Genomic DNA, 13,993 nt, shown 5'->3' on the forward strand with positions numbered 1-13,993 from the left:
GACAATGCCAATACAAAGCTGGAATCTAACGCTGTCGCAACTCTATATTTACTTTGAAGGACGTTTGGATAATGTGATAACGTTATAACCGCTCAATTAACGTGACACAGAATTCTGAACGCCCTCATTCCATAGTGACTGCCTGTTCCAATAGGGCTATTATTTGCCCTTCTTTGCCATAAAGAGCGAACCCGGACAGTGCTCAGACAAAAGCACGAGCTTTTGAACGCACTTTAGTGCGGCCCGTAGGGCGAGCGAAGCGAGTCATCCTCACGTACTACGTGTACGTTCCGGTTTTTCCGCGCTGTCCGTGTTCACGGTTCATTGATAAGAATAGTTTGCAACGAGCAACAATTACGCCTATTGAGATTGGCACTTAGTCGTAATCGTTTTTAGCTAACTTCTGCGCCTGAGTAATAAGCCCTTTATTGCTGTTAAATACTTTGTGTAGGTAGTTGTTGTAAGTCGAACCCAATTGTGAATATCCTTCAAGATTATCAATCAATTTGCTGGTATTTAGTGATTTCTGAAGGCTTCTCTGCTTGGCGCGTGAAGCACGTAATGATTCATAAGCGTTATGGGTGTTCATATTTCTCATATAGGCTTTGACCGAATCATTGATAGTCGGATAGGCGGAATAACCTTTTATCTTACCTTGGGTTTTCTTACAGTTATTACCGCAACGCATACCAAATAAGTTGTTATTCTGTTGTGCAAGCTTAGATGTTCCCCAACCAGATTCTGTTGCGGCCTGAGTGGCAACAAAATGGGTTGGGATGATGTCAACACGACTTAGTAGCTTGTTCCAGTTAACTTTTTTAGGCGAGCTGCTACAGCTCACGTTGTAGTTTTTACAAATTTGTTGCAGGCGCTTGATGTCCTGTATAGACCAATGCTTGGCATTTTGGTGTTCCAGTAGCCATTTCCGTTCCTGCATAATTCGTTGATTGTGTTGATCAATCACAGGGACAACAACATTTAAAAACGCTTTCTTACGTAGGGTGCCCGAAGGGTATTTTCGCAAATCTGGCAAATTGCTTTGCATGCCATTGTGAGAATACTCTATGCTTTTAGCTGTGCTAGTTGAAGCATGACTAAAAGCGGAAAACAATAGTGAGATAAAGAAAGCGAAGATGGCAGTTGTCCTCGTCGTTTGAGAGGGCATTGCTTTTCCTCGTTTGCTCTGAATAAAAAACAGGCTGATGTTAGCAAAATAAATCCAGCATAGCCAGAGTTATTAGTGATTCATAAATATATTTTCTGTAATGAAAATTATTATTTTGCTAATTTGTTTTGTGGTTTTTTATTAATTTATATATGGTTATGTGCTGTTTGTGTACAAAATATTGCCTGTCTAGGTTGAATTATTCATCAGATATGATCATGATTTTTGAGTTAATTTTGTGCCTGTAAGTCGCTATATCAAAAGAAAAGTGATTTGTAAACCAGCTAGTATAATATCGGAAGTGATTGAACTTAGTTTTATATAGTACTGTTAATTATAGTACTGCCAATCGTAAGAACACCGCAGCGAGTAATAAACTAATTGATATTAATATTGCCGTTATAAGAATAAGTATCATTTTCATAAAAAGGTAACCCGTTACCGATATGGTCTCTTTCCTCTATGAGTTAAAACTAAGTCGTATCTGTCAGGCTTGAGCTAATTTCATAATAGAGTCATTGTTATTGGTACGGTGCAGGATATTCGATATGGTTCTAAATGTTAAGTTAAAATAAGTAACAATGTGTTACAAATATTTATTCCGAGTGATATTGTAATAATATAATAATGGAGGTGTATATAAGAATAAAAAAAATTTAATAATTTATTTGTTGATAATATAAATATTTATCTTTCTATTTTTATATTAAAAGTGTTTTTGGAGAATTAAAGTTATATTGTTCTTGTGCTCGGTTAAATTATTTATCACATTTTTATATTACGTGTAATTATATTTACTCCTAAGGTTTTTATTTCCGATCAATTTATATGTCATTGATTTTAATTGTTTTTTTGATTTCTAATCAATATAAGTTGAATGTTTTTATATGTTTTGTTTTTCTGTTTATGTGTTTTTTTTGTATTTTTTTATCCTTAAGATATATTTTTGTTGCTGATTGGTTGTTATTTTTATTTATTGTTTAATAAGATTTGGAAATATTATCTTGATATTGTTTTTTTTAATTTCATTGATAAGTGCAAGTATGTTTTTTCTATTTTTCATAGAATTACACTATTTTATTGATAAATTAAGCGAGTTTGAATGATTACTTAATGTTAGGATTATCATTGTGTTACATCAATTCAGGGTAGGTTATAAATGTAAATGAATTTTTCGATAGAAACACTTTATTACAAATTATTACTTATTGAAACATAAAATTTTAATTCGAATGAGGGAAATAAGAGACATCTCCTTTGCCTCTTGATTAATTGTATTCAAAGTTCAGTACAGAAGTTGCTTTCAGTTCCCCTGCTATGATGTTTTGGGGATCATAAACGTGGTAGTAAGCATTAAGGTCGATGGTAAAGTGTTTATCGATGACATTACCGGAGTTTTTGCTGAATAGCAGTGTTGCACCGTGGGATGAGGATTGCGAAGCACTGAAAGTTATCGGCGTTGAATCACTTGTCTGAGAAACACGGATACCAACACCTTTAGCGGCACCTGCTTTGCTGTCAATTAAAGTTCGATTGTCATTTGGTAGCAGATGATTACTGCTCAGGTAAGCTTTAACTGAGCGTGAAGTTTTACCGTTTTGGAGATATTTGCATTCAAAGTTAAGGGTAAAAGGTGTTTCTCCTTTATCTGTTCCGTTAAGCAATCTAATGCGGTTGACTTTTGGTAGATTCACTGTCAATCCCGCATTTAAGAAGTGACAAGTTGTATCTCTGTGATTAAAAATCATTGTGATGGGTTGATAATAGATATCTTCAGAATGTGTCGGCCACTCCCAGGTAAGAATAAAGGTCAGGAAATCGGTAGCGAAACGGAGAATGGCATCAAGGAGTCCTAAGTTGGTGGTATCCATCGCAATTACAGCAGTTTTTAATGTTGCGGAATTGCCGGAAAAGACGTGAATATTACTACCACCGGGTCTGCCACTCAGTAGCTTTACATTAAGTGTAAATTGGGCTTGCAATTTGCTGGCAGGGTATGTGTCGTTACTGTTTCCCAGATTAATACTGTTGCCAGGAGAAAGATTCGTGATAGTCACTTCGGCATAATCTTTGCCACCATTGAATCCTAAAACAACTTTGTTTTTAGTAAAAGGCGAACCGTTAGCGACAGAGTTTTGTTTCCATAGTGAATTTCTTGTGCATGTAAAATAGCCAGAATATTGGGTGTTGAGTATCCAGGTTGCATTACTGTTCAGAGTGAGATGATCTGTCATATCAACCAGGATTGCCGGTGCCGGTATTGCATATTTGGGTTGGCAATCTGCATAGGCTATGCTACTGCTCAGACTGATTATGGCCGCCAGGTACAATGGTTTAAGATACAATGGTTTAAGATACAATGGCTTAAGTTTCATTATCTTCTCCCTTAACGGCAAATATTGGCGGTTGAGCCCATTTCAGGCTGTGGATTATTTATTATGCAGCTCTTTTCGCCTAGTTGACCGATGTGGACATAAATTTGCTGTGGTAATTTTTCTACACGTAGGAAAACCATACTACCCTGACCAACGTATCCTAAGCTGTTACCTTCTGAATCGACAATTTCAGTACCGAAAGGTAAAGGTTTACCATCAGCCTGAGCGGCGTAGAAGATAAAAGTCTTCCGCTGGTCTGTTTTAAATCCGATATGGGTAATCGCACCGGAATATGGCGCAACATCTCTGATGTTACCGATAAGTTCAGCCGCATCTTCTGGCACTTCACTGGTATCTAGCATGATGGCATTTTTACGATAAGGAGAAAGATAAGGTATCAGCAACTTACCGCTGTTGTTTGTCACCATGCTTTTATCACCATTCACAGAAGCGTTTGCTGTGCCCGGTGCGTCAATGATGGCGAAAGTTTCCCCAACTTGATTAGCAGCCAGAATTCCGCTTCGATAAGCAACTAAACTGCCGGTTGCGCCAAGCCCCATTTGGCGGTACTCCTTGGACTGGCTATAAGAACTACTCAATGTGGAAACGGATGTTTTGTAGGTCAAATTTGCACTGGTTGTTGTCGAACCATTTTTCTGATCTGAAATGTTGAAGTGGTAATTTAAACGGTTGTTTGGGCCTGCGCTGCCGCTTAATCCTAAGTTACTGTTGTCATAGTGACTTTCATTGATTGAGACATTATTGGTCAAATAGGCAGGGTAACCAAACAACTCAAAAGGAACAGACAGCATCAGATAGTAGCGCTGTTCCTCTTTACTTTCTGTTTCATTGATATTGTATCGGACACGGCTTGCTGTCAGGGAATAATTGATTTTCCCCAGACTGTTGGAATACCCCATTTGATATTCTCTACTTTTATTCTGGGTTCCCCAGTAATCACGGAATGTTCCCGAAAGAAAAAGTGAACCTGCACGACTACCAAGATTCTGGTTCAAATTGATATTAAAGGTATTTTTTTGATGAGAATAGTATTGTTGGTTATATCCGTTGCTTATCCAGTCATGCAGATCAATCGCATCGATTAGGGTGAGATAATTTTTAGTTGAATAACGATAAGCCGCCAGCGAAAAATTTGTTTTTGTTTGTGGGATATAGCGGCTATAAGCTAATTTGTAGCTTTGGCCTTTCATGGTTGGGCTATTAAATTTGGCGCTGGACTGCGAAACGTCAATTGATACAGCGCCAATGGGTAGATTAAAACCACTACCTAACAGTAGTGAGTAATAATCTTTACTGATAATGGTGCCTGTATAACCGGTCAGGACATTATTAAAACCATATTGGTAGCTGGCTTGAAAAAAGTTTGGTTTATAACGACTGTTGGCAATATGTGTTTTACCTGCACTGATATCATATTTGCCGAGACCTTCTTTCATCATATTAGGAACGGATGAAAAGGGGACGGTAAAACTGTTAGTACGTCCGTCTGCTTCCGTCACTTCAACTAGCAAATCACCACCTGAACCTGTTGGTAAAATAGCATCAATAGCAAACGGCCCGGGTGGTACATTACCTTGATAAATAACAATATTATTTTGGATGATTTTTACCAGAGCGTTAGTCCGCGCAACTCCCCGGACGATAGGGGAAAACCCTTGCCAGGCATCGGGGTACATGCGCATATCTGTTTTCAAATTGATACCTCGGAAGCGGAAAGAGTCGAATAAATCGCTTGATGTATAGCTATCACCAATGCGAAATTCTGAATTAATTGATGAAATTCCTCGTTGCAGATAACGGGTATTGTTACTCCATTTATCACCATTTGAACGTGTATAGTGATAAGAGGATTGATCACGTAATTGCCAGCCAAATAGATTCAAACCGCTATTAAGTGACACGTAAGCATTATCTTCATTTTCACGGTCGCGGTTTTGTTTATTCCTATTTTGAGTATGGTAATAGTTGGCATTGTAGGACAGCATAGCTCCGGGGATACCTCTGTCCCAGAACGCAGGATCGATATAGCCTTTTAGCTCGTTTTTGATATATGCCTGCGGGACGACCAGATGCAGGCTGAGTTTAGGAACATCGAGATTAGCGGTTCCTTCATGTATTATTTTAGTAAGAAGAATTTCATCTTTGGATAAATTTGATTCTGGTAATTGGTTTTTATCAATTTTTATACCTAACCTAGGAAGATCTTCATTGAGTAAGTAAATATCTTTGCCATCGTTCTGGATATTAATATCAAATCTTCCTTTCCAGTCATTATTCAGATATATGTCAATACCGTAACGGCCAGCGGGTAGCTCTGAAGTGGTATAAAATCGGGATAAATCCGCTTTTGCAGATTCACCAACCAGAAAATCAGTATTAAATGTTTTGGCATAGCATAAACAATCTGTATACAGAAGGGTACCTATTATCAGAGCTAACGGACTAATTTTTTGTCTTATCATGTTCTATGCTATGCCAGTAATATCACTATTGAAGTGGTAAAGTTAATTTATTTATAGCACCAAAATCATCAACAATAGCCAGAGTTAATTTGTCTCCAACTTTTACTTTTTCATTGGTACTGAATGAATGAGAAGAGAACGGTTTTATAATTGTTCCTTCATTTAGTAAGTTAGGTTGAGTGTCAGAAGATTTAAGGCCGATGATATTCATGAAATAGGGTGATGAATTCTCCAATTTTAGTTGGCTACCCTCACGTTTTAATCCAATATGTTGTTGGATCTGTTTCGGTAAGATAGAAAGCTTGTCTGGCCGATAGAAAAATTTGATCCGGGTACGAATAGCAATCTGCATAACGTTTTTATCGCCAATGTTTTCTGCTATGGGTGGAATATCCAGAACATTTAAATAGAACAGCGATTCACGATCCGTGGGTAGATTACTGCTGATGTATTTAATTCTTAATTGTTGCCCGTTATTACCATCAATTTTGACGACTGGGGGAGTGAGCAAAAAGGGGACTTTAGCTGTTTCAGGTGTTGAATTAGGATCGCCATCATCTATCCAGGATTGTACCAGGGAGGGTTGATCCCCTGCATTTAATAATTGAACTGATACCTCTTTATTACTGGCTGGATAAATAACACGTGTTGTGTTAATAACGATGTTGGCATGAGCAGATAGAGTTGTTATCCCTAATAATATAGTTAAAAATAATTTCTTCATAACGTTATTTTTGCCAAATTAAATAAGCCTATTTATCTAAATAGGCTTTATTTATTGTAGTATACCCGTCATCTTTCAAGTTACCTCTTTGTTGGCTGCACTCACTCACCCCGGTCACATAGTTATCTATGCTCCCGGGGATTCGCTCCCTTGCCGCCGCGATGCATCTTGAAATCCATAGGGTATAAATCATTATAAATAAGTAACGTGATAAGTAACCATCGTTACTACTTTACCTGGATCAGCAGCATCAGTGCCTACTTTGTAGTATTTCGCATAGAAATCGACAATTTCAGGTGTTGCCTCTGAGCCTTTGATTCCTGTATCAAACGCTTTATTCAGCATAATAGGGTTATTTTCTTCGGTGTGTTTAACAATAGCGATACCTACGTTTTTCGGCTTACCATTTGCATTGAGTTCTTGGTTAACCAGGTACTTAGCATCGTTAGAAATAGTATGTGATGATGAGAACTGGATTTTCAACATAGAGGTTGCTGGATCAAAACCAACGGCTTTGGACTGGCAGTTAGAAAATTCTAGTGAAAATGCTTTCTTACCATAATCAATTAAGCCTTCTTTTTGTCCGGCTTGAGTGACTGAGATAGGTTCCAATATAATCGATAGATTAGCTGAAGCACCACCGTTAATAGTACAAGTGGCATCAGTGACTGCACCAGAGAAATGTAATATACCGCCAGCGGCATCATTGGCTGCAACAGCAGAACCTGTAGCAAAAATAAGCGCGGCGGTGGTTGATAACACTAGTTTATTCATTTTTCCTCTCCAGGAGTAGGGACATCTTAATTGACTTTATCAGGGGTGAAGATAGGGGCCCTGAATCCCCAAATACATCAGAAAAATTAAAAAACAATATGAGTGTTTATCTATTAAATTTATTTAATGTTGTAAATTTAAAATAAAAATCAATATATCATATAGTTGAAAATAGTTTAGTAACTTGAGTTTTGGTTGAATAAATCTAATTGTTGATAATGTAAGTTCTTATTTTATCTACTTAGATAAAGCTGATATTGTTTATACATATTTATAACTTGGAAATGTATATTATAGACGATTAAACCTATTTAAGAAGGGATTTTTGTTATTTGAGTTAAATTAAGAGTGAAAGTCTAATTTTTCGATAAAAATAAGTGCAATACACAGGTTAAGAGTATAATTAAGAATTATGTTCTTGTTTTTGTGATCTTTTTGAGATTTTATTTCTTTTTTGGTTGTTGAGCTAGTTAATATTTTTATGATTTTTTGATTTGTTTTTTAGATGTTATGTAATATTAATTATTTTATATCAGTTGTTTATTGGTTTTTTATCTTTGTAAATATTTCAATACGGTTTTTTTATCCTGTGAAATAATGCCTTATTGATGTAGGGTTTCTCTTTATGGCTTAATTTAAGTATGGTCGGCATAGTTTGGTTTTATTATGAATGATGTTGAGTTTATATTATGATGTAACATTATGGGAATAGTGAATTATAATTGATGATATTACAATGGGATTATTGTTTGAGAAATAGTAATCTAAAGTTTCTCATATATTTTAACTCATAATGTTATATTTATTTTTTCATGGAAAATATATGAATCAATGATTCTCTTGTTGTTCTTTTGCTTTTTCTGCCAATTGTGGAAAATCAAGTGCAATCCAGTAGCTTTCTGGTACAGGAAGATCTTTCATCTGGCGGCTAGGCCACAATTGTAATTCGGCCAATTCAGATAATCTGTAGCCAGTATATTGTTGTGGTAGGGTAAGCCTAAGCGGAACTTGCTGTTCTGTAGGCACCATATTAGGGGTACGATCGCTGTGAGTATGGAAATCACGTTGAAGGATTAAGCGCTTATCAGGTATACGGCGTGTGCTGTCCCACCAGATACCATCAACCTGTTCAAACATTTTCCGCGTTTCATCAGGGGATAAGGCTTCCAGTTCACGTAGCGCAGATGGCAGAATGGCTTGCATTGATAGGCGGTATTGTTTCATTGACGGTATTTGCCCTGCCAGTATCAAAGAGAGGGAAAGACGAGCGCCTAATAGATTAGAGTAGAGATCTTCAGGAGAGAACGCAGATACTTTTTCAGAAAATCCCGGTACAGACTGATAACCGTACCATTGGGCGATTTCATGCCATGCAGCAAGTTCAAAAGCCAATTTTGCGGCTAGATAAGCAGTTAGGGTATAACGTTGTTCTATCGCTGCTGGTGGTGTGAATTGATAGAAGTGGATGCGGCGTAATGCTAATTCGCTGCTGAGTTCTATTTGCCACTCTTCTCCAAGACGAGGCCAGATTTGACTGAACAGAAAAACCGCATTATCAGCGGTATCCCGTACATGGGAAATATCAATGAATCCGCCCCGGCGGGTATATATCATCCCCACTTTTTCATTACTGAGCCCTGTTAATGAAGCAACGGTACCAAAAAAACTGTTGTTATAATTATGTGCCCCAAGATTATCGGCATCCAGCACATTACTTATGTGGTAAAAAGGTACTGGAATGGTCAGTAATTCAGTTTTTAAATTGTAGCCAAAAGCACAGCAAGCTCTTAATCCTTCGGGAGAGGGAATCGGAGCAAGAACCGGCCATGCACGAGTGGCTTCGGCGGTTGTTTCACTATTTAAGTCAGGTTGTACTGGTGCGATTGAAGAAAAAGTTCCCTGGCATCCTGCAACTAACGTTAAAGCAGTAATCCATAAACGCAATTTCAAAACGCCTCTCCTGCCTGAAAATAAAATCCATTGCTTTTTTTACCGATACCAAAGTCCAGTCTGACATTCATTTTAGGTTTGAATTCAAAACGATAGCCAGCGCCAACTGTGGGTAACCAGTTTTCTGAGCCAATATCTTTTGCATAATGGCTTAGGGTGCCCGCCCCTGCCCACAAGACAAATCCGTGTCGCCAGTCCAATTTGCGCCGATATTCCAATTGGGTGCTGATAACATTTTTGTCCCGGTATCTACCTTCATAATATCCACGCATCCGATTACTATTACCTAGCATTGACAGCATATTCCAGGGCACTTGGCCGTCAGTGAAACGACCATAACTATCGAATGCCAGTACAGATTTTTCATCTAATTGATAATAGGTGCTGTATTGCATATCAACGGTATTAAACCGGCGGTCACTGCCTAATGCCGGGGAAAAATGGGTGTAGGTAATATCAAGAACGTGCCCTTGATGAGCGTTAGGCAGAAAATCCCGTGTGTCGTAGCTGAAATAGGCACTGACGCCCGAACTCAATATGGACCGGCCATCGTTTTCTGCTGCAAAAAGTTTTTTAGCGCCGCTATCAGGGTCTTTGGCGTGTAATGATGAAAAATTCCAGCCAGCGCCTAAATAGGTAGAATCAGCAACTCGATAGAGCACTCTGGGTTGCAGGTGCAGTTCCTGTGAGTGATATTTTTCTTTGTGATCATCTACCTTGCCTGCTTGATATCCTGTTCCCCAATAATAGGTGGGAACGTTGTTCAATGTACCGGAAAGAAAAAAACGCCATTGATCATCAGCAAAGAAATTGTAGTTATCAAATGTGAAGCCAAAGGCACCTGTTGAAGAGGCAAATCCATTCAGGGAAAGAGAAGAGATTTGGCTGGTATGATCATTATCATCTGGCCGATAGAGACCAATGACAGCAACACCGAGACCAGCACCTAACTCTGGAGTATAGAAAGGGCCGGGTAAAATGCCCCAGTCAATCGCTTTACTGCTGTCATAGGTATTACTGCCACCTAATTTTTCCAGCCAGCCATCGATTTTTTCCCTGCTAAGTAGTGCTTCGCCATATGAGAAATCAGAAATAAAGAGGCTGATTAGAGCCAGCCCATGTAAAGTACAGCGGATATTCATTAAAAACGGAACTCACCTGAGATATAGAAGCTGTTACGTTTGTTAAAGCCGACTTCAGTCAGCATATTGAAATTGCGTGTGACTTCCAGCCTTGCGCCGACGGTATTATTCCAGCGAGATGCAACATGCTGTTTTACTTTGAATTTCATATTTTCATAATCGTCGAATGCACTTACCAATTTGTCAAACATGGGGGGTAAATCCAGATTACTAATATTGCCTTCAAATTCCTGAGTAATTTTCTGGTACATACCACCGGTCCATACTTGCAATTTGGTATTTCCCTGCCCTGGAATGATTGGCTGGAATACAAATTCATAACCAATTCGTGGAGTGACGACCAGAGCGCTAATTTTACCATCCAGAATATCCAGACTGGTGTAGGTATAGTTGGTATCAAGCGTACCGAAAAATTGATCGTAACCCCCTGCCAGAGTAAAACCGCCACCATAGGTTTTACCTTTAAAATCTAGTGCGAAGGGAATATCTTTCATTTCCTTAATAGTCTGACCAAAAAAACTGATTCCCTCAATGTTGGTTTTCGATGAGCCTTTTGTCCAGCCATAAACGCCATAAACATTCAGAAAAGGCAGAACCCAAGTATCCAGCTTGAGCATATGTGATTCACTCTTTCCTCTGGTTTTTCCTGTGTTTATATCCAGTACGTCTTCAAAGCCTGGGGTGTCCGGTATAATGATTTTAATATCATCTACAATGACATTCTGTCGCATATTCATATAACCGTAACTGGCGCCAAAAGGCTCCGGTAGGTCATAACCTTTAGCTTTGGCCTCATTACCCCAAATCGGGAGTATCCGTGATTCTTGCTTATTTGGCTTTCTGGATAAACTACCATCAGCAGTCGTTTGGCTTCCACCGGACTGGCTAACCGAGAGAGAAAGAATTGGGCGCTCATCAGCATAGCTATAAGGGATTGCCATGCATGATGAAATAACAACTAACTTGCTAATATCAGAAAATTCCATATCAAAAAATTTCATAATAGAAAGCTCAGTTTTGCGGGTAAGAAGATTTAAGGTTGTTAGATATGTCCTATCGTAATATTCAAAGCGCAACAGACTCGGCAAACTATCATAAGTTTTGTTGATAATAAGTATCATAAAGTGCTGAAAAGTATAATTTTACTGTTCATCTAATGAGCTATTTTGTTTTTCTCAGGCAAAGATAAAAGGATCATGGCTATTACTCCACCTATTAACCCCCAGAATGCAGCACCTACGCCAAGTAACGTCACACCGGAAGCGGTGATCAAAAATGTGATTATTGCTGCGTCTCGTTGCTTTTCATTCTGTAGCGCTTGTAGCAGGCTGCCAGAAATTGTTCCAAGCAATGCTAATCCGGCAATAATATGAATAAGCGCCGCCGGTAGCGCACTGAATAACATACTGATTGAACCACCGAACAGGCCCGCTATCAGGTAAAACACACCCGCTACGGCAGCGGCCATATAACGGCGATGTGGGTCAGCGTGGATTTCCGGGCTCATACAAATTGCGGCAGTAATGGCGGCAATACAGACGGAAAAACCACCAAAAGGTGATAAGATCAGTGAGATGAGCGCAGTCCAGCTTATCAGTGATGAAACAGAAACTGGATACCCTGCGGCTTTTAGTGTGGCAATGCCGGGTGCATTTTGAGATGCCATTGTAACGATAAAAAATGGGATACCGACACTCAATAACGAAGAGAGTGTGAAACTGGGTGCAATAAATTCAGGGGCAACAAACGCGACTGTGGATTGTTGTTCAAAGTGAATATCTCCCTGTAAAGCGGCGATAATCAGCCCTGATAATAGTGTTAAGATGATGGCATAGCGGGATAAATATCTGCGTGCCAGAAGATAAGTCAAACACATTCCGGCAGTTAGTACGAAGTTGACTGAAAATGAGGAAAAGGCATCCAAACCAAAGCGTAACAGAATACCGGCCAGCATGGCTGCGGAAAGTGCCTGTGGAATATAGTTCATCAACCGGGCAAACAGGCCAGTAATACCGCACAGCAAGATCAGCGCTGAAGCAAAAATAAAGATACCAATGGCTTCGTTGATTGATGTTCCTGGTAGCGTTGTCACCAGTAGCGCGGCGCCCGGTGTTGACCATGCGGTAAGGACGGGGGTGCGGTAATAAAGCGATAGCCCCAGGGAGCTGATGCCCATTCCAAGTCCTAGCATACTTAGCCAACCACCGATCTGCGTGGGGGTGGCGCCCGCAGCTTCCGCAGCCTGAAAGATAATTGCCGCTGAACTGGTATATCCAACTAAAACAGCGACAAATCCGGCGGTGATTGCCGGAAAAGAGAGGTCACGCAGAGAAATTGTATGGCGCATCGTGGTCTCCATTTAAATTATTTTGGTTAAAAGCATCTGAATTTGGCTATAATTTAGTTAACTATCAGCGTAAAACGGATTTATCGGTATCGTACAAACTTTGATGACGACAATATAACGGTAGAACCTGTCAGAGTTTCAAGTAATTTACTATGATCATAAAGGTAAGGATCACAAAGGCAAAGATCATAACGATAAGTAAGTCATGATGAATTTCATTCGAAAAATTTGAAGCTAAAAATAACTATATTCTATAATTAATTCTTATAATTATATGGAGCCTGCTAAATGGAAAACTATGTTCGCCCTGTTTTAACGTTACCGGATAATGCGGAACGATTATTATTGCACTCTTGTTGTGCTCCTTGTTCTGGTGAAGTGATGGAAGCGCTACGTGCCTCTGGAATTGATTACACCGTCTTTTTCTATAATCCGAATATTCATCCCAAACGGGAATATTTAATTCGCAAAGAAGAGAACATTCGTTTTGCGGAGCAACACAATGTGCCATTTGTGGATGCGGATTATGACAGTGATAACTGGTTTGAACGTGCTAAAGGCATGGAATTGGAGCCAGAAAGAGGTGTTCGCTGCACCATGTGCTTTGATATGCGTTTTGAGCGTACGGCTTTGTATGCTTATGAAAATAATTTCAGCGTTATTTCAAGCTCGTTGGGCATTTCCCGCTGGAAAAACATGCAGCAGATAAATGATTGTGGAAAACGAGCGGCAAGTCAGTATCCGGGGATTCAATACTGGGATTACAACTGGCGTAAGCAAGGTGGTTCAGCTCGGATGATTGAAATTAGTAAACAGGAAAGATTTTATCAGCAGGAATATTGTGGTTGTATCTATTCATTGCGTGACACGAATAAACACCGTAAATCTCAGGGACGGGATATCATCAGGATTGGTGTTAAATATTATGGTGATGAAGATACCGAGGGGGTTTGTTAAGCTTTTCTCGATAGCCTATGGAGGGGGGGATTTCCCCCCTGAATTTACAGTTATGATGTTACCAAACTTGTGTCAT

General features: G+C 39.2%; 11 protein-coding genes. 1 reads left to right on the forward strand and 10 read right to left on the reverse strand.

Annotation, left to right across the window (positions count from 1 at the left end; genetic code table 11):
- Window positions 1–376 precede the first annotated feature (376 nt).
- The 10 genes from CKY02_RS18970 to CKY02_RS19010 form a co-directional block, all read right to left on the reverse strand.
- A complete protein-coding gene (locus tag CKY02_RS18970) occupies window positions 377–1,165 on the reverse strand; it encodes a protein bax (protein WP_112896493.1) in 789 nt (262 codons plus the stop codon).
- A gap of 1,268 nt (window positions 1,166–2,433) precedes the next feature.
- Window positions 2,434–3,540, reverse strand: coding sequence for a fimbrial protein (locus CKY02_RS18975; RefSeq protein WP_238399207.1), 1,107 nt, complete (start codon window positions 3,538–3,540; stop codon window positions 2,434–2,436).
- An 11-nt stretch (window positions 3,541–3,551) separates the two neighbouring features.
- The gene (locus CKY02_RS18980; protein WP_112896494.1) at window positions 3,552–6,023 is read right to left on the reverse strand and encodes a fimbria/pilus outer membrane usher protein; all 2,472 of its coding nucleotides are present in this window, start codon (window positions 6,021–6,023) and stop codon (window positions 3,552–3,554) included.
- Between the two features lie 25 nt (window positions 6,024–6,048).
- Complete coding sequence (locus CKY02_RS18985; RefSeq protein ID WP_112879087.1) at window positions 6,049–6,747, reverse strand: fimbrial biogenesis chaperone; 699 nt, start codon at window positions 6,745–6,747, stop codon at window positions 6,049–6,051.
- Window positions 6,748–6,775: 28 nt separating this feature from the next.
- Window positions 6,776–6,940, reverse strand: a complete 165-nt coding sequence (locus CKY02_RS24925) for a hypothetical protein (protein ID WP_162120596.1) — start codon at window positions 6,938–6,940, stop codon at window positions 6,776–6,778.
- Entirely contained in the window at window positions 6,940–7,521 is a 582-nt protein-coding gene (locus tag CKY02_RS18990) for a fimbrial protein (RefSeq protein WP_112896495.1), read from the reverse strand. Before CKY02_RS18990 ends, CKY02_RS24925 begins: the two co-directional genes overlap by 1 nt.
- A gap of 828 nt (window positions 7,522–8,349) precedes the next feature.
- A complete protein-coding gene (locus CKY02_RS18995; protein ID WP_112896496.1) occupies window positions 8,350–9,471 on the reverse strand; it encodes a DUF4056 domain-containing protein in 1,122 nt (373 codons plus the stop codon).
- Window positions 9,468–10,613 carry a BamA/TamA family outer membrane protein gene (locus tag CKY02_RS19000; protein WP_112896497.1) on the reverse strand — a complete coding sequence of 382 codons (1,146 nt, stop codon included), beginning with the start codon at window positions 10,611–10,613 and terminating at the stop codon, window positions 9,468–9,470. The genes CKY02_RS18995 and CKY02_RS19000 overlap by 4 nt, the downstream gene beginning before the upstream one ends.
- Window positions 10,613–11,599, reverse strand: a complete 987-nt coding sequence (locus CKY02_RS19005; protein WP_112896516.1) for a hypothetical protein — start codon at window positions 11,597–11,599, stop codon at window positions 10,613–10,615. Before CKY02_RS19005 ends, CKY02_RS19000 begins: the two co-directional genes overlap by 1 nt.
- A gap of 167 nt (window positions 11,600–11,766) precedes the next feature.
- Entirely contained in the window at window positions 11,767–12,960 is a 1,194-nt protein-coding gene (locus tag CKY02_RS19010; protein WP_112896498.1) for a benzoate/H(+) symporter BenE family transporter, read from the reverse strand.
- Window positions 12,961–13,248: 288 nt separating this feature from the next.
- On the opposite strand from CKY02_RS19010, the gene CKY02_RS19015 reads away from it, so the two are divergent.
- Window positions 13,249–13,917 (forward strand): epoxyqueuosine reductase QueH, encoded by a 669-nt coding sequence (locus tag CKY02_RS19015; protein WP_112896499.1) that lies wholly within the window; start codon window positions 13,249–13,251, stop codon window positions 13,915–13,917.
- Window positions 13,918–13,993 lie beyond the last annotated feature (76 nt).

The sequence above is a fragment of the Photorhabdus bodei genome (assembly GCF_003287735.1).
GTDB classification, from domain to species: Bacteria; Pseudomonadota; Gammaproteobacteria; order Enterobacterales; family Enterobacteriaceae; genus Photorhabdus; species Photorhabdus kayaii.